At 50.0% G+C, this 17,454-nt stretch carries 17 protein-coding genes; 7 read left to right on the plus strand and 10 right to left on the minus strand.

Annotated features, from left to right (window positions below; genetic code table 11):
- Positions 1-141: 141 nt before the first annotated feature.
- A complete protein-coding gene (locus AB8599_RS19480) occupies positions 142-327 on the minus strand; it encodes a Flp family type IVb pilin (RefSeq protein ID WP_407333389.1) in 186 nt (61 codons plus the stop codon).
- A gap of 681 nt (positions 328-1,008) precedes the next feature.
- Between AB8599_RS19480 and AB8599_RS19485 the strand changes: the two genes are divergently transcribed.
- The 7 genes from AB8599_RS19485 (at position 1,009) to AB8599_RS19515 (ending at position 9,320) form a co-directional block, all read left to right on the plus strand.
- Positions 1,009-2,061, plus strand: coding sequence for a TRAP transporter substrate-binding protein (locus tag AB8599_RS19485; protein WP_407333390.1), 1,053 nt, complete (start codon positions 1,009-1,011; stop codon positions 2,059-2,061).
- A gap of 110 nt (positions 2,062-2,171) precedes the next feature.
- Positions 2,172-2,786, plus strand: coding sequence for a TRAP transporter small permease subunit (locus AB8599_RS19490; RefSeq protein ID WP_407333391.1), 615 nt, complete (start codon positions 2,172-2,174; stop codon positions 2,784-2,786).
- Positions 2,786-4,141, plus strand: coding sequence for a TRAP transporter large permease subunit (locus AB8599_RS19495; protein ID WP_407333392.1), 1,356 nt, complete (start codon positions 2,786-2,788; stop codon positions 4,139-4,141). Before AB8599_RS19490 ends, AB8599_RS19495 begins: the two co-directional genes overlap by 1 nt.
- Before the next feature lie 70 nt (positions 4,142-4,211).
- On the plus strand, positions 4,212-5,372 hold the full coding sequence (locus AB8599_RS19500; protein ID WP_407333393.1) for an iron-containing alcohol dehydrogenase: 1,161 nt from the start codon (positions 4,212-4,214) through the stop codon (positions 5,370-5,372).
- Positions 5,373-5,447: 75 nt separating this feature from the next.
- Positions 5,448-6,944, plus strand: coding sequence for a CoA-acylating methylmalonate-semialdehyde dehydrogenase (locus tag AB8599_RS19505; RefSeq protein WP_407333394.1), 1,497 nt, complete (start codon positions 5,448-5,450; stop codon positions 6,942-6,944).
- 216 nt (positions 6,945-7,160) lie between these two features.
- Positions 7,161-7,928 carry an IclR family transcriptional regulator gene (locus AB8599_RS19510; RefSeq protein ID WP_407333395.1) on the plus strand — a complete coding sequence of 256 codons (768 nt, stop codon included), beginning with the start codon at positions 7,161-7,163 and terminating at the stop codon, positions 7,926-7,928.
- A 366-nt stretch (positions 7,929-8,294) separates the two neighbouring features.
- Entirely contained in the window at positions 8,295-9,320 is a 1,026-nt protein-coding gene (locus AB8599_RS19515; protein WP_407333396.1) for a lipase family protein, read from the plus strand.
- Between the two features lie 87 nt (positions 9,321-9,407).
- On the opposite strand, the gene AB8599_RS19520 is transcribed toward AB8599_RS19515, so the two are convergent.
- The 9 genes from AB8599_RS19520 to AB8599_RS19560 all read right to left on the minus strand — a co-directional run bounded on the left by AB8599_RS19520 (position 9,408) and on the right by AB8599_RS19560 (position 17,245).
- The gene (locus AB8599_RS19520) at positions 9,408-9,908 is read right to left on the minus strand and encodes a GNAT family N-acetyltransferase (RefSeq protein ID WP_407333397.1); all 501 of its coding nucleotides are present in this window, start codon (positions 9,906-9,908) and stop codon (positions 9,408-9,410) included.
- Positions 9,909-9,982: 74 nt separating this feature from the next.
- A complete protein-coding gene (locus AB8599_RS19525) occupies positions 9,983-10,903 on the minus strand; it encodes a biotin-dependent carboxyltransferase family protein (protein WP_407333398.1) in 921 nt (306 codons plus the stop codon).
- Positions 10,893-11,588, minus strand: a complete 696-nt coding sequence (gene pxpB, locus AB8599_RS19530) for a 5-oxoprolinase subunit PxpB (RefSeq protein ID WP_407333399.1) — start codon at positions 11,586-11,588, stop codon at positions 10,893-10,895. Before pxpB ends, AB8599_RS19525 begins: the two co-directional genes overlap by 11 nt.
- A complete protein-coding gene (locus AB8599_RS19535; RefSeq protein WP_407333400.1) occupies positions 11,575-12,315 on the minus strand; it encodes a 5-oxoprolinase subunit PxpA in 741 nt (246 codons plus the stop codon). Before AB8599_RS19535 ends, pxpB begins: the two co-directional genes overlap by 14 nt.
- Positions 12,316-12,390: 75 nt before the next feature.
- A complete protein-coding gene (locus AB8599_RS19540; RefSeq protein WP_407333401.1) occupies positions 12,391-13,701 on the minus strand; it encodes a TRAP transporter large permease in 1,311 nt (436 codons plus the stop codon).
- Positions 13,701-14,237, minus strand: a complete 537-nt coding sequence (locus AB8599_RS19545; RefSeq protein ID WP_407333402.1) for a TRAP transporter small permease — start codon at positions 14,235-14,237, stop codon at positions 13,701-13,703. The genes AB8599_RS19540 and AB8599_RS19545 overlap by 1 nt, the downstream gene beginning before the upstream one ends.
- A gap of 152 nt (positions 14,238-14,389) precedes the next feature.
- Positions 14,390-15,370: a TRAP transporter substrate-binding protein gene (locus AB8599_RS19550; RefSeq protein WP_407333403.1), complete on the minus strand. Its 981-nt coding sequence runs from the start codon at positions 15,368-15,370 to the stop codon at positions 14,390-14,392.
- 27 nt (positions 15,371-15,397) lie between these two features.
- A complete protein-coding gene (locus AB8599_RS19555) occupies positions 15,398-16,225 on the minus strand; it encodes a putative hydro-lyase (protein WP_407333404.1) in 828 nt (275 codons plus the stop codon).
- Between the two features lie 132 nt (positions 16,226-16,357).
- Entirely contained in the window at positions 16,358-17,245 is an 888-nt protein-coding gene (locus tag AB8599_RS19560) for a LysR family transcriptional regulator (RefSeq protein WP_407333405.1), read from the minus strand.
- Positions 17,246-17,454 lie beyond the last annotated feature (209 nt).

Genomic DNA, 17,454 nt, shown 5'->3' on the forward strand with positions numbered 1-17,454 from the left:
AAGTTGTCGTTTCTAAACTCTGAAACAGGTTAGGCTATTTGAGGATTAGGCCGAGGCTTGGTTTCCTGCGCGGTCATTCTCGCGATTTATGAAGACCTTTGCGTAGAGTAGAGGTGGTTGTGAGAGAAAATAAATGCGTAATCAGGAGCCTGCGCTATTGATATTGGTTTGGATAGTCACAAATGCGGTCATGAGCGCCTCTCGCAATTCGCTACCTTCACTGAGTGCTGCCAGCGCGATGACAGATATCGCCACACCCAAAATGGCATATTCGACAGCAGTGACGCCAGATTCGTTTCGTATAAATCGCTTCGCCGTTTTAATCATCAGTACACAGTCTCTTTCGTGTTTTGGGGGCTTCGCTGGGGTCAGTACATAACCCATTGTTTGAGAAGCTATCTCTCTTCGCTGAATTTATCCAGCGCTGTATTGAAGGCCTAAGACGCTAAGCATGCCAAAGGCGAGGTCGAATGCTTCCTCACTTGTCTTAGTTTTAATGTTATTTGCCTGCAGATGAAAACTCACCACAAAACCCATGCGAGATCTCACAGTTTTCACTATGAACCTATACGCTATGTGATTGGTTTTCATCGAGAAATGCTAACAGCAAGTTATTTTGTATTTTTTGAGGGGCATCACCTTTTGTTCCCGCCTTCACCGCATACATAGAGGGTGATTTTCAGAATGCTCTTGTCTCATATTTAGGAATGATGTCTGTCTGCATTACTGGCGCTTTCTCATTTTCGACATTTTCTTTTTGCCCGTATCATATTGGTTTAACAAAAATTTAACCTTTAAATTCTCACTATTGATGCGATCAGTTCAATATTAAGCCATTTGAAGCAAATAACGATTCAAAATGTATCGTTTTAAATCCCATCTTGCGAAACCCACTTTTGTGGAAAATGATATGTATCGTATCGTTTTTATTTGGTTTTGGCTCAATGAGCCAGAGTAAAGGCATAACAAAAGAGGATCAAAGCGATGAGAAGTAATGGGTTAAAGGGAATGAAGACCACAACAACGGTACTCGTTGGTTGTTTAACCGCTGCGCTGCTTGCAACGCCGGCGCTCGCTCAGGAGAAGATCCGCTGGAAAGTACAGGCTGTTTTTGGCACGCACTTACCCGCGCTCGGTGACCCCATCACACTGGTGGCGGAACAAATTGATAAGGCCACCAATGGCGACATCAAATTCAAAATTTATGAACCCGGTAAGCTAGTGCCTCCGTTTGGTATTACCGAAGCGGTGAAAAACAATCAAATAGATGCAGGGTATACCTGGCTAGGTTACGACCAAGGGAAAATACCTTCAGCGGCACTGTTTGCGGCGGTTCCATTTGGTATGGAACCTTGGGAATACGCGACGTGGTGGTATGAAGGTGAAGGTCAGAAACTGGCGGAAGATCTTTACGGAAAACACGGCGTGCATCCTGTGTTATGTAGTGTAATTGGCCCTGAAACCGCGGGCTGGTTTACCAAAGAAATTAATTCACTGGATGATTTCAAAGGGCTGAAAATTCGTTTTGCCGGTATTGGCGGGAAAGTGCTGCAAAAAGCGGGCGCATCGGTCACCGTATTGCCGGGTGGTGAAATATTCCCTGCGCTTGAGAAAGGGGCGATTGATGCCACGGAATTCTCCATGCCTGCCATTGATACGCTGATGGGTTTCGACAAGATCGCCAAAAACAACTACTTCCCCGGTTGGCACCAAACATTCACCGCGTCTCACCTTGTGGTTAACAAAGAGGTTTGGGACAAACTGGAAGACTCCACCAAGGCCACCATTGATATGGCGTGTACTGCGGGCACATTCCGCGCACTGACCCGAGGCGAATCGCTGCAAGGTGACGTGATGGCTGGGTTTGAAGCCAAAGGTGTGACTGCACGTACCCTCAACCCCGAACTGCTCAAATCTCTGCAAACGCTCTCTGCCGAAGTGATGGACGAAATTGCCGCCACTGACCCTGACTTCAAGCGTATCTATGACTCGCAGCAGCGCTTCGTGGATAACTACAAAGAGTGGAAGCAGAAGGCATATCTGCCGCGTGATTTTGAATAAACGCGAGGTGAATAATCACGATGTCGAAAAAGCACAATAACGCATAACAACGGCGACAAGGTTCCCCTTGTCATGGACTTGGGGAACCCTTTTTTGGGCAGGAGGGCGCTATGCGCGACAACAAGGAAATCAAGTTGGTGTTACCACAACACGCAGAGGTTGAACGGGAGAGTTTTCCCGTCACGCCACTCTCTCGGCTGCTGGATTCGTTTTTACTTCGACTTGGTAACAGCCTTTCATGGGTATGGGTGGTGTTAATGCTGGTGATCATCACCAACGTTTTGATGCGTTATCTGCTGGGTGAAGGGCGCATCGAGTTTGAGGAATTGCAATGGCACTTGTACGCGCTCGGATGGTTAGTTGGCTTGTCGTATTGCATGGTCACGGACAGTCATGTGCGCGTTGATTTGCTGCGTGATCGTTTTTCCTTAAAGACACAAGCATGGATAGAACTGTTGGGTCTATCACTGCTCTTGTTTCCGTTTTTGGTGCTGGTGTTTTGGTATGCCCTGCCGTTCGTGGCCTATTCGTGGGAGCTTGGCGAGGTCTCAGCTTCACCGGGGGGATTGCCTTATCGCTGGGGCATGAAAGGCGTGCTGGTGGTGGCGTTTGTGTTACTGGCCGTGGCTGTCGTTTCTCGCCTGAGCCGAGTCATTGCTGCGATTTTCCAAACACCGGACACATCGTTACCTGCGACGGATTCAGAGCGTGAGGAGTCAATCTGATGGAAGTGAATGAAATCCTTGTGTTGCTGATGTTCGGCACCTTTATCCTTTTGTTGTTCACAGGCTTCCCCGTCGCTTGGGTACTGTGCGGCGTTTCGATGATTTTTATTCCGGTCGCCATGCTTGCCGATACCTGGTTTGATGCCTTTATCGGTATCGACTGGAACTATGCCTCGCTGGTTGTTCCCCGTATGTGGGACATCATGACCAATTGGGTGTTGGTTGCGTTACCCATGTTTATTTTTATGGGGTTGATGCTTGACCGCTCTGGCACCGCCGAAGATCTGATGGGTAATTTGGTGCGCTTGTTCGGACGTGTTCGAGGTGGGCTGGCCGTTACCGTGATCTTTGTTGGTCTGCTGCTCGCGGCATCCACAGGCATCATTGGCGCGTCGGTTGTGCTGCTTGCCGTACTCGGTATGCCTTTGATGATGCGTGATGGCTACAGCAAAGAGTTGGCGTGCGGCACGGTCGCATCAACGGGTACCTTGGGTATCTTGATCCCGCCCAGCATTATGTTGGTGATGATGGGGGATCGCATTGGTGTCTCTGTGGGCGATCTGTTCCTTGGCGCCGTGTTCCCCGGCATCATGTTGGCAGGCTTCTATGTTGCCTATGTGCTGTCTTTGGGTTTCTTGCGCTCGGATGTTGCGCCCGTATCTGCCGATGCTGAGCCTGTCAGCCTTGCCATCGTGTTTAGTGCGCTTCGTGCCGTATTACCGACCGCAGGGCTCATTATCGCTGTTTTGGGTTCCATCTTTATGGGCGTGGCGACCCCAACGGAAGCCTCCGGTGTCGGTGCCATGGGCGCAACGCTATTGGCCTTGGCAAGAGGTCGACTGACGTTCACTGTGTTGAAAGAAGTCGGTCGAGAGACCACCAAAACCACCGCGTTTATTTTTGCGTTGATCGTTTGTGCCACCGCTTTTTCGCTGGTTCTTCGTGGCCTTGGTGGCGATGAACTCATTGAAAAAGCACTGACAAGTTTGCCTTTTGGCCCCAGTGGTATCGTGATTTCGATTCTGGTGGTGACCTTTTTCCTTGGCTTCTTCCTCGACTGGATCGAACTGACACTGATTATTTTGCCGCTTGTCGCACCTGTCGTCAGTGCGCTTGGGTTTGATCTGGTTTGGTTTGCCGTGTTATTCGCCGTATGTCTCCAAACCTCTTTCCTGACACCACCTGTGGGGTTTGCACTTTTTTACCTCAAGGGTGTCGTGCCAGCAGGCATCAGGCTTCAACACATTTATCGTGGGGTCGTGCCATTTATCCTGCTGCAGTTGATTGGGTTGGCGATCGTCTTTTTCGTGCCGTCCATCGTGACTTGGTTGCCTGCAACAGTGTATTCGCCCTAATCCATCGTCGATTAATTTTATTTCACATCAAATTGTTATGTGCATGCGCACAGGTTAACAAGGAGTCGCTATGTCTTATTCAATCATCCTGCCGCGCCTGATGGAGATCGGCGATGGCGCATTAAACAAACTGGCGGATGTGCTGACATCGCTAGGCTGCCGACGCCCGTTAATTGTGACTGACAAAACCATGGTCGCATTGGGGCAAGCCAGTAAAGTGACATCGATACTGAGTGCGGCGGGTATGTCATCTACTGTGTTTGATGACACCATTCCAGAGCCGACGGATGCGTCTATCGGCGCTGGTGTGGATACGATTCGTGCAGGCCACTACGACAGCTTGGTCGCGCTTGGCGGAGGCAGTGTGATTGATAGCACGAAAGCTATGGCTGTGTTGGCGAAATCCGGCGGGAAAATGCGCGATTACCGTTTTCCGCGAATCGTGGCCGAACCTGCTATTCCGGTTGTCGCTATCCCAACCACGGCAGGGACAGGCTCAGAAGTCACCCGCTTCACCATCATTACGGATGCCGAGAACGATGAAAAAATGCTGTGTGTTGGCCCAGCCTTCATGCCTGTCGCTGCATTGGTAGATGCCGAGCTAACACATACCTTGCCCTCGCGCATGACCGCAGACACGGGCATTGATGCGCTCACACACGCCATTGAGTCTTACGTCAGCCGCAAGGGCAACGCGTTTAGCGATTATCACGCCAAAGAAGCCATGCGTCTTATTGCCCCAAACCTTCGTCGTGCCTGCAACAACGGCAATGACATTGAAGCGCGCGGTGATTTGATGTTGGGGGCAACCTTAGCGGGTATCGCGTTCTCTAATGCTTCGGTTGCACTGGTGCATGGCATGAGCCGTCCCATTGGTGCGTTTTTCCATGTTCCTCATGGATTGTCCAACGCCATGCTGCTGCCGTCGGTCACCGCATTTTCCATTCCTTCCGCACCAGAACGCTATGCCGATTGTGCAAGGGCGATGGGCGTGGCGAGCGCAGAAGACACGTCTGATATTGCCTGCCAAAAGCTCTTAGCGGAACTCGAGTCGCTCAATCGCGATCTGAACGTGCCGACGCCAGAGGGCTTTGGCATTGACCGCGCAGTCTTCTTCGATCGAATGCAAACCATGGCAGAACAAGCCATGGCTTCAGGCTCTCCGGCGAACAATCCCAGATTGCCAAGCATTGAAGAAATGATGACGATTTATGCGCAACTCTGGCGCTGAAGATCAAGCAACAAGGTCAATGGCTGGAAACATCAATGAATAAGAAAACGACATTTAACGGAAAGGGAGCACACCATGAACACCATTCAACACTTGATTAACGGCGAACTGGTTGCAGAAGGATCTGCAAGTTTGCCTGTTTACAACCCCGCGACAGGCGAGTCGACGTCTTGCGTTGATGTCGCAAGCGCACAGACCGTAGAAGAAGCGGTGCGACGTGCCAAAGAGGCGTACCCGGCATGGCGCAATACGCCACCGATTCGACGTGCGCGCATCATGCAGAAGTTTGTGCAACTGTTGGAAGAAAATGCGGATGAGATTTGCGCGTTGATCGGGCAAGAGCACGGAAAAATTCGACACGATGCCATGGGCGAATTGCAGCGTGGTATTGAGAATGTTGAATATGCGTGCGGCATTACCGAGCTGCTTAAAGGCGAGCACACGCGAAATGTTGGGCCGGGCATTGACGCATGGAGCGAATTTCAACCTTTGGGGGTCGTCGCGGGCATTACACCGTTCAACTTCCCCGTGATGGTGCCGTTGTGGATGTACCCACTCGCGATTGCCTGTGGTAACTGCTTCATTCTTAAACCTTCTGAGCGCGTGCCGAGTTCAACGCTATTGGTGGCAAAACTGTTGCATGAAGCGGGCTTACCGCCAGGAGTGATGAATGTGGTGAATGGCGATAAAAACACCGTCGATGCACTGCTCGATCATCCCGATGTCTCTGCGGTGAGCTTTGTGGGCTCAACGCCTGTGGCGGAAAGTATATATGCACGCGCCAGTGCAGCAGGGAAGCGCTGTCAGGCACTTGGCGGGGCGAAAAATCACGCCATCGTGATGCCGGATGCCGATTTAGATAATGCGGTTAGCCAACTATTGGGTGCGGCGTTTGGTTCGTCTGGCGAGCGCTGCATGGCACTGTCGGTGGTAACCGTGGTCGGCGATAGCACTGCCGATCTATTGGTGGAAAAACTCAATACTCAAATGGCGGCACTGAAAGTGGGTGGTTGCCAAGATGACAGCAATGATTTTGGCCCCGTAATCACGGCGGCACATCGTGATCGCGTGGTGAGCTTGATCACCAGTGCACAGTCGCAAGGGGCAAGCGTGGTAGTGGATGGCCGTGAACCTGCGATCAAAGGCCATGAAAACGGCTTCTTCGTTGGCGCGACGTTGATTGATCACGTCAAACCCGATATGGAAAGCTATCAACAAGAGATTTTCGGTCCTGTGCTTCAGGTCGTTCGTGTCGATACCATGGCGCAGGCTATGCAACTCATTAATGACCATGAATATGGCAATGGCACTTGTATCTTCACCCGTGACGGCGAAGCGGCGCGTTATTTCTCTGATCACATTGAAGTGGGTATGGTTGGCGTAAATGTGCCGCTTCCTGTGCCCGTGTCTTATCACAGCTTTGGCGGTTGGAAACGTTCATTCTTTGGCGACCTGAGTGCCTACGGCCCTGATGGCGTACGTTTTTATACGCGACGTAAAACCATTACTCAGCGTTGGCCTTCAGAAGCCGTGCGCGAGGGCGTGTCATTTTCAATGCCTGTGATGAAATAGTGTAAAAATACCGAGACGCACGGTGTGCTTGTGTGAGCTGGATAATACAGGCACACCGTGGAGTTCTGATTTGCCATGCAATTCGCTTATACTCGCGGCTACTAGGTGTACAAATCTCGAATACAACATTGGGAGGGAGACATGGACAATAACGGAGCATAATCAACGGCTTTGTCACCACCATGTCAAGACTCCCCTCATCGATCAGGTGCAAGGATGACAACAGAAAAACGCGAAAAAGCTTCCTCCATTGCCCGTGTGCTGGAAATTATTGAAGCCATTTCTCGTGCCGAAAGACCGCCAACCCCTTTAGAGTTGTCGATCATGCTCGACATCCCCAAGCCCAGTATTCATCGTCTCTTGCAGCAACTCGAGCGTGACGGATTTGTGCAAACCAATCTGCGAGGAAACTTGATCCCCGCAAAGCGTTTGCATGATTTGGCGCTGGGTGTCATGCACACGGCACAATTCAAATCCATGCGACAGGCGATTTTGCAAAAGCTTGCGGACGAGATAGGTGAAACCTGCGGGATTTCATTGCCTAATGGCATCAACATGATTTATTACGACAGGGTTCAGACCAACTGGCCATTGCAGATTAATTTGCCGATTGGCAGCCATACCCCGATTTGGTGTACCGCCAGTGGAAAACTCTATTTGAGCTCAATGCCGAAAAGGCGTCGGCAACGGTTGATCAATAATCTGTCGCTAGAGCGACAAGCGAGAAATACGATCACCGACCCGATCGAACTGGAACGTACATTGAATGAAGTCGCAGAGAATGAATGCGGCATAGACAATGAAGAGTTCATTGATGGCATGGTGGCGATTTCGGTCCCTATTCGCAATGAACAAGGGCAACTGCATGCGTGTCTCTTTACTCATGCGCCGGTATTTCGACGATCTTTAGACGAAATGCTGCACTTTAAACCTCAGCTTCAACGCGCAGCGCGAGAGTTGGAAGCACTGATGAAGGAGGGGTGACGCTTACGCCCGTTACTTATCTTCTCCTCCGCTTGAGCACTCACCACGAAGAAGTGAGCTGATTTGGGCATCATAGATGATGAAAACTGCTAGACGAATTAGACTGGCGGTTTTCTTTACAGTTGCCGAAATACCCTCTCATTTTTAATGTTCGACAATCCCCCATTTAAATATTTAATATCAATGCTTTAGTTATGTATTTCTTTCGGCTAAATGAAAGGAATATATTAAGTTTGAATTGTATTAATAATGACACAATTTATGACTGGCAAGATCGGAATGACAACCTAACCTTTAAATCGATACAAGGAGTATCGATTTAACTATTGGTTGAAATGCTAATAACTAGGAAAGGGACAAGTTCTCATGAAAAAGATCATTGCATGTTCATTCGCGGTTGTAATGGGCTTATCGGCGCAATACGTGTCAGCAACCACTCAAGAAGAGTTGGGCAACTTAGGTTCGTACTTAGATTCTGTGTTAAACCCCAACCAAACTGACACGGCAAATACAACAGGCACGACGTATAAAACGCATCAACCGCCTTCAGTCAATCAGGCAGGCGATGCACTGCATTACTTGGCGTTTTCAGAATACGTGTACAAAAGCTGGGGCGCGCCAAGAGGTTGGACGCTAGCAGAAACCGTTCACGACAGCAGCACAGGCTTTCACGCGGTGGTTTATACCAGCGGGAGCAATGCGGTGATTGCATTTCGCGGCAGTGAATTAGGCACCTCCGATTGGGTGAACAACGGCATCATGGCGGGTGGAGCGATCCCTCCTCAATATCGCATGGCGATGTCAGAGTCGGTGAGACTAGCCAATCGCTATGGTCAATACTCGATTCACTATACAGGCCACAGCCTGGGAGGCGGGTTGGCAACAGTCTCGGCCATTCGTACGGGTAAGCCTGCCACTGTTTTTGATGCGTCTGGCTTGGGCGATGCGGTGTTAGCGAACATTCAAGCCGACATGGCAAATGCTGGCATGGCAAATACCGTTTGGGCCAACAATGCAGCTCGAATTACCAATTTTAATCTGCAAGGAGAATTCGTTTCTGATGGCGATGGCCAGCAAGACGCCGACGTGATCGGGGTTGATTCCAAACAATATGGCGACATTTTCTATCTTTCCGCCGCACGCTTTACGCCTATCTTTTTCCTCAATAACGGCTTAACGCGTCACTTCTCGACACCCATTAAAGAAGAGCTTCAGTTTTTGTCTCAGCCCGTGTTTCGCGTTAATCAAAATGACCTAAACAGCATTGATAATGACATCAACGGTTTCACGGCATTGTTCTACATTGATTGGACCGACGACACGCTAGATCTGATGATTTGGCAAGCGGAATACGCGATTAACTCCTTCCCAAGTTTCCTTGAAGACTTATAGTTATTTGCTGTAATCACGATAAAAAAACGCGCCCGAGTGGCGCGTTTTTTAGTCTCAAATCAAAAATCGCTATTGCGTGCTTGGATGCTAGAGAAGTTTTTCCAGCATCACTTCATCTATATATTGGCCGTTAATCTTGGCGTGTTTCTTCGCTCTTCCTGCAATGTCGAAGCCCTGCTTCAAATAGGCGGATAGAGCAGCTTCGTTGTCGTCACGTACTTGAGCAATCAGTTTTTCGAAACCACGGGCTTTTGCAGTTTCTAAGGTCGCACGGAAAAGCGCAGAAGCCACCCCTTGCTGACGATGATTCTCTGCTACATACGTCGTGATGATGCCGACGTGATCGAGTGTGCGTGTGTAACTGGCGAAGGGTTCCACTGTTTGATAGCCAATGAGTTTGGACGACGTTTCATCTTCGGCGACAAGAAATACCCCGTTGACTGGAAAATACTGAATGAAAAAGCTTTGGTCAGACACAGAAAAAGGGGAATCAAGGATAGTGAATTGACCACTTTCAACGATAGGGTTAATGATCTCTGTGATGCCTTTTGCATCCGAAGATAGAACATTTCTGATGATGAAATTCATGTTTGAAAGGCTTAATTGAGCATTGGATTGAAAGGAAGCGTAGCGCATTCAACACTTGCTACGCCAATGAATTTTTAACCAAATATCACGCGATTAAACAGCCTTCTCTCGACTTCGGCGTCTGCCACGTCCATCGGGGAGAAACTCACGGTTTGTCCGGGTCTGCGCTGCGAAAGCTGACCTGCACCTAAACTGCTCAAACAGCCAATTTTGGGGTAACCGCCAATGGTCTGTCTGTCTTTCATCAAGACAATGGGCTGGCCGTCATTGGGGATCTGAATCGCGCCAAATGCGATACCTTCAGAAATAATACCGCCAAGGCTGCTTTTGATGGGCGCACCCGACAGGCGATAGCCCATGCGGTCGATGTTTTGGCTCACTTCATACGCACTGGTGAAAAAGGTCATCTGTGCATCGTGAGAAAACGAAGCGTTTTGATAAGCGGGCATTACCCCCAGCTCTAGCGGCGCATCGTAGTTGGGTATGGTCCACTTTGGCGCACGTTGATCAATCGGCTGAACGTGCGGAGTGAAACGCAGTACCTCACCTTGTTTAAGTGGCTCGCCGTTGCCCTTTAAGCCACCGATTTTCTCGCGTTTGACCGTGGCGACGCTGCCAAGTTTCTCTTCACATTCAAACCCGCCTTTTACGGCTAAATAGGCGCGTAATCCCTGCTTGGGCGTGCCGAATTCCAGTGTGTCGCCTTTTTTCACGGCGAAGGTACACCAGCTTTTCACGGGCTTGTCGTTAATGCGGGCAGACAAGTCTGCACCAGTAATGGCAATGCAAGTGGCGGCGTTGACCTTGAGCTGAAGCTGACCGAAGGTGATTTCCAGTTGGTTGGTATTGGGAGGGTTGCCTAAAAGACGATTCGCCCAATAAAAAGCATGTTCATCCATCGGGCCGCCTGCGGTTATCCCTAAATGCTGATAGCCAATCCGACCTGCGTCTTGAAGCAGGGTTAACATACCGGGGTTGACGACATCAAAGCTCATCGAGCGCTCCTCCCAACTGGATGAATGTTTCCCTGTCTATAGGGGAAAATTTAACGCGGTTGCCGACATTCACACGAGCCAGTGTTTCACTGTCCCAGTCGATCATGTTCAGCGGGGTGCGACCAATGATCTGCCAGCCACCCGGTGTGCTGCTTGGGTATATGGCGGTTTGGTTGTCGGCAAGCCCAACACTCCCTGTTGGCACTTTCAGCCGTGGTGTCGATTTTCTTGGCATCACAATGGCGTCATCCAAACTGCCGAGATAGGCAAAGCCAGGGCTAAAACCAATGGCATAAACACGGTATTCGCGTTCGCTGTGCAATTTGATCACGGCGTCTGCATCAAGGCCGGTTTTTAAGCATACATCCGCCATGTCCAACGCAACGTCGTCACCGTAATAGACGGGTATTTCAACCAGCACGCGATCGCTGTCATTACTCAGGCTTTCAGCGTGAGTGGCCAAAGCGTGTTTGATCCGTTTGATGATGTCGAATCTATCGGTTCGCGTCAGATCAAAGCTCACCAATATCGAGTTGTAAGACGGAATGATATCGGTGACTAAGTTGCCAAGAGCATGTTGGATTTGAAAGATGGCGTGATTAACCTCTGCCGCCACTGCTTCATCAATCGTATCGCCCAGATACACAATCAATGTTTGCTCATTGACGGCCTCAATTCGTGCCATTTGCCCTCCATTGACCCAATGCTTGTGCCACTGCCGAAGCATGAGGGCCATCGCCATGAATACAGAGAGTGTCGGCGTTTACCTTGAGGGTTTTACCACTCAGGGTCGTCACTGTGCCTTGTTCGGTGATTTGCTGCACTTGGCGAAGAATCGTTTCCGCGCTGCCATGCACAGCGCCTTCAGTACGACGGTCCACCAGAAAGCCTTCATCGTCGTAGGCGCGGTCTGAAAAAGCTTCAAACAGCAGTTCTATGCCGATTTCTTCTGCCAGCTTATTCATGGCGTCACGATGCGGGATCGCCATGACCACCAAGGGACAACCGGGCGCAGTATCTTTCACCGCGCGCATCACAGTGCGCAATACTTTCTCATCCTTCATCATGGTGTTGTACAACGCACCGTGAGGTTTTACGTAATCTACAATGGCGCGTTGCTGGCGACAAATGCCTTTCAGTGCGCCAATTTGGTAGCCCAACCATGCATAAAGCTCTTCGTCGGTGCAATCAAACTTACGGCGCCCAAACCCAAGCAAATCGGGGTAGCTCGGGTGTGCGCCAATCGACACGCCATGCTTGAGTGCTAGCGCAACCGTATTTCGCATGATGACCGGATCGGAGGCGTGAAATCCGCAGGCGATGCTAGCCATATCAATGCACGGCATCACTTCAGCGTCTTTGCCCATAGTCCATGCGCCAAAGCTTTCACCCATGTCGCAATTCAGTTTCATTTAGGAATTCTCCTTGTTGTTCGCTGCTTTTTTTATTGAAATGGCCGCTTTCAGGCCATTTCTTATTGTCTGCAGCTACCGTTGACTCATGGTGGTTGGCAAATAGGTCACAATTTCTGGAAACACCGAAATCAACACTAACCCTAATAAGATCAGCATGAAAAACGGAAACGCAGCCCGTGCGACATACAGTATGTTTTTACCCGTGAGTGCTTGAATAACAAACAAGTTGAAACCAACGGGCGGGGTGATTTGCGACAACTCGACCACCAGAACGATAAAGATACCGAACCAAAGCAAATCGATACCCGCCTGCTGCACCATTGGCATGACAACAGCAACCGTTAATACCACCACCGAAATGCCATCTAAAAAGCAGCCCAACACCACAAACAAAATGGTGAGATAAAGCAGCAGTTCGAACGGAGACAGCGACATAGCGGCAATCCACTCTGCCAATGCACGTGGAATACCTAAAAAGCCCATGGCCAATGTGAGGAAGTGCGCACCGACCAGGATGAAACCGATCATGCAGGCGCTTTTCACTGCACCAAGCAGGCTCTCTATAAAGCTTTTACGCGTCAGTGATCCCGTCATGGCTGCCAACACCATGGCACCAAATACACCCAAAGCCGCCGCTTCGGTTGGGGTGGTGAACCCACCGTATATCGAGCCCAAGACGAAACCAATTAAGATGACTATTGGCAGCAGTTTTTTCAGAGACTTAAAGCGCGTTGACCATGATATTTCGTCGCTGGTGTGTTGCGGCACGCCATCTTTGTTGAACATGGCCCAGATGGTGGTATAGCCGACAAACAGTAACATCAGCATGATGCCGGGCAGTGCGCCTGCAATGAACAAGCGACCAATGGACACTTCGGCCGCCACGCCATACACAATCAAAATGATTGAAGGGGGGATCAGTAAGCCCAGCGTGCCAGACCCTGCGAGTGTGCCGATTGCCATGCGCTCGCTGTAGCCTTGCGCTTTAAGCTCGGGCAGCGTCATGCGGCCAATGGTGGCAGCGGTGGCAGCTGATGAACCCGATACCGCCGCGAAGATGCCGCAGCTCAGTACGTTTACGTGTAATAGCTTGCCGGGAAGGCCGCTCAGCCAAGGGGCCAAGCCCTTGAATAGGTCTTCTGATAGTTTGGTTCTAAACAGCAGTTCGCCCATCCAGATAAACATCGGAAGCGCAGTGAGCGACCAACTGGTGCTGGCTCCCCAACTTGATGAAGCAAACAGCAGCCCGATTTGTTCGTTGCCGGTCATATATAGGCCGATCACGCCCACGCCGATCAGCGCGAGAGAAACCCAAAGACCTGCGGCCAAAAATAGCAGTAGGCTCAATGCCAAAATAAACGATATCAATGTCATGTCAGCCATTACTTGCTCTCCTTGTCGTCGCCAAGGTCGAGGACGACTTCTTCCCCTTCAAGCACCTTGTAATGAGGCGTAATGCCACGAATGTTTTCGATAAGGCTGTCCAGAACGGCGAGGTTAAATGCCATCATGCCAACAGCGAGTGGAACCTGAGGGATCCACAGTGGAATAGGAATATAGCCGTGAGTGACTTCTTCGAAATCGTAAGATTCCCACACCATGTAAGTGCAGTAATAACTGGCAAAGCACAGCAGTAGAAACGCGATCGCTAATACCACTGTTTCGAGTGGGCGCTGCCATTCATCGGGTAAGCGTTGAATCGCAAGGTTAACGCGAATATGGCCGCCTTCGTGAAAGGTGTATGCCAATCCAAAGAAGGTGGAGGCTGCCAGAGCGTAACCGGAAAAGTCTTCTGCCGATGGCACAATAAAGCCAAGCAAACGACCGATAATTTGGGCGAGGATGATCAACATGATCAACACAATGAAGAAACCGGACAAGCCGCCCGACAGCATGTACAAGGCTTGCTTAAATCGCATAGTCTTAACCTTTTTTAAACCGTCCTGATTGGCTCAACCGTCGCGGATACGCGGTTAACACCATGATTGGTTTGAACGCCCTCCCCAATCCGTTCGAGGAGGGTGATGTATCTAACGTGGTTTATCTAAAGTGGTCTATCTGTAGTGAGTAATTACTGACCACGATACGCTTTTAGAACAGGAGCCAATGTTTCTGGAGATTCTGCTTCCCACTCATTGGTCATGGTGACACCAATGGCTTGCAGCTCGCCAAGAAGTTGCTCAGAGGGTTGTGAAACTACGATGCCGTTGTCTGCCAGTATTTTGGTGTCTTTGGCTTCTTGTGCCGTCACTTCGTTCCAACCACGTGCTTCCGCAGCCGCAGCCGCATCTAACATGGCTTGTTGGGTTTTCTTGTCTAAACGTTTGAACGCGCGCTTGTTCACGACCACCACGTTTTTAGGGATCCACGCTTTGATTTCATTGAAGTGGCTTAGGTAATCCCACGCTTGACCGTTTGCGCCTGTTGATGGCGAGGTGATCATCGCATCGATAATGCCTGTGCTGAACGCTTGAGGAATATCAGGCACTTGTACCGTGGTTGGTGTGGTGTTCATCAGATCTGCCAAGCGCGAGGTAGACGGACTGTAGGCGCGCATTTTTGTGCCTTGAATGTCTGCCAGCGAGTTGACGGGTTTTTTGGAGTACAGGCTTTGTGCAGGCCATGGCACGGTGTAAAGCAACATCATGCCTTCTTTATCGAGCTGCTTTTCAATCTCAGGCTTTGAGGCTTCCCAAAGGGCTCTGGCTTGTTCGTAGTTTGTGGCGAGGAACGGAATATTGTCGTGCTTAAAAATGGGGTGGGTATTACCCATAATGCCGATGAAGACTTCACCCAATTGAACCTGGCCCGTGCGCACTGCGCGAGGGATTTCAGGGTGCTTCATGAGCGATGCGCCCGAGTGAACTTTGATGTCCAGCTCGCCACCTGTGGCTTCGTTGATTTGCTCTGCAAAGCCATAAGCGATTTGCGTGGGCAAATTGGCGTCGCCATAAGGGGTTGGCATGTGCCATTGCGCAGCGAATGTTGAAGGCATCATTAATGCCGAGAAAGATACCACCGCAGCGGGTAGCAGGGTTTTCAATAACTTCATTGGAAGTCTCCTTTTCACATGTGTTCGTTAAAGAATAGATAGCTGATCATTGCTCACTTCGGTCACTAACATCTTCCCTGGTGAATGCGTGATGGCAATGGGTGGGCAGGCATTGGCAATGGCCAATTGTGGTGTCACACCACATGCCCAAAATACGGGTATTTCGTCGTCATTAATCGGCACTGCGTCGCCAAAATCTGGCTTAGAAAGATCATCAATACCAATCATTTCAGGGTGACCAAGATGAACAGGGGCGCCGTGCGATTTTGGATAACGGGTGGTGATTTGCACCGCGCGAATTGCATCCGCCGGTTTAAACGGACGCATAGATACCACCATGTCACCACTAAAATACTGGCTTGGGTTGGTGGCAATGTTGGTGCGGTACATAGAGACATTGGCATTGCATTCAATGTTACGCAGCGACAGCCCTGCTCGCATCAGCGGATCTTCAAAGGAAAACGAGCAACCCAACACGAACGTCACTAAGTCAGCACGCCACAAGTCAGTAATGTCGTAGATTTCTTCTGACAATTCACCGTGTCGAAACACACGGTATTCCGGCACATCAGTGCGAATATCAATGTCTTCGCCTAAGGTATAGAGAATAGGTTTACCTGGGGCAGAGACCGCAAGAAGTGGACATGCGATGGGGTTTTGTTGACAGAACAACAGAAAATCATCCGCCCAGCTTTTGGGCAGTATGACCACATTTCCCTGTGCTAAGCCGGGTGCAAATCCGCTGGTGGAGCCAGTGAATTTTCCGCTTCTCGTCAGTTGGCGCAACTCACGGGCTTGATTGAGAGCCGCTTCGTGCTGGTTTGTCACGATAGGCGTTTCCTGTCCGGCGATCATTGAGGCTGTCATCCTTATACCTACATGTTAATCGTGTTAATTAAATGTTGCAGGTTGATGTCATTTCGTCCAATTATAGTTTTTTACCTTTTCCAATAAATATAATTAATCACTAGCGACCATATACGCATGTCAGTGTGTATGAATGGCAGCGACTTCCATCGCAAGTTTCGCCGCCTCTTCTGCTGCGCCATTGAACGGGGCACGAAGATAAGAAGCAGTGAAACCGAGTGGGGAAGGTGTCCAATCGCAATCCACCGTGCGTAATCGTCCATTTTCAATTTCTGGCTCGGCAATTTTGGCGGGAAGCGTGGCAAGCCCTAATCCATCAACCGTCATGCGCAAACATGCTGACAAAGAACTCGACGTGAAAAAGCGCACATTAGTGGTATCGGCTTGGTTGAACTGCTGTTTGATTTCACCAAAGGGCTGAGTGTTACGTGCATAAGTGATCACGGGCCAAGGGGCGAGTTCTTCTAACGTTAGTTTTCGTTTGGGTAGTTCGAGTGATGGGCTTGCCACCCACACCAGAGGGTAACGACACAGCGGCAAATTCGTGACTGAGGGCTCTGATAGTGGCCCCATCAAAAAAGCGAGATCCAGGGTTCTGTCGAGCAAATCGTGGCGAAGGTTGGAGGTGACATCCACCGTGATATCAATGTCCAGCCGAGGAAATCTGTCATTGAAGCTGCGCAAGAATTCGGTCAGCCAGGTGTGAACCACGGTTTCTGAAATGCCCAAACGAAGCGTGCCCGTAAACAGCGCGGTATTCTCCGCACGCTTTTGGAATTGTTCCGCCGACATCAGCATTTTCTCTGCAAAAGGCAGTAATTCGCGTCCTTTTATCGTCAAAGATATAGGCGATGCATCGCGGTCAAACAGGGTGACCCCCAACTCTTTCTCAAGGCTGGCAATGCGAGAAGAAATGGCCGGTTGTGTGGTGAACTGCTGCTCGGCGGCTTTACGAAAACTGCGAAGGGTCGCGACGATAACGAAGGTTTCAATGCGTTTAAGGTTCATAGTGACTGCTGATTACTGTGAGTTATTGAAAAGATAGACTTTGATTTGCCAACCCATAGGTCACAAGTCACGCCATATGGCCTACATCACAGAGAAATTTCATGACGGCGGCCTCTGGGCACTGAAAGGCTCGAAATCTGTGAACTAGATCTCGTGATATGCATTTCCTGAAAAATGGCCATTCCTGTTTTTATCGCACCGAATGCAAC

Origin of the sequence: Enterovibrio litoreus, from assembly GCF_045679545.1 — a bacterium.
Classification (GTDB): domain Bacteria; phylum Pseudomonadota; class Gammaproteobacteria; order Enterobacterales; family Vibrionaceae; genus Enterovibrio.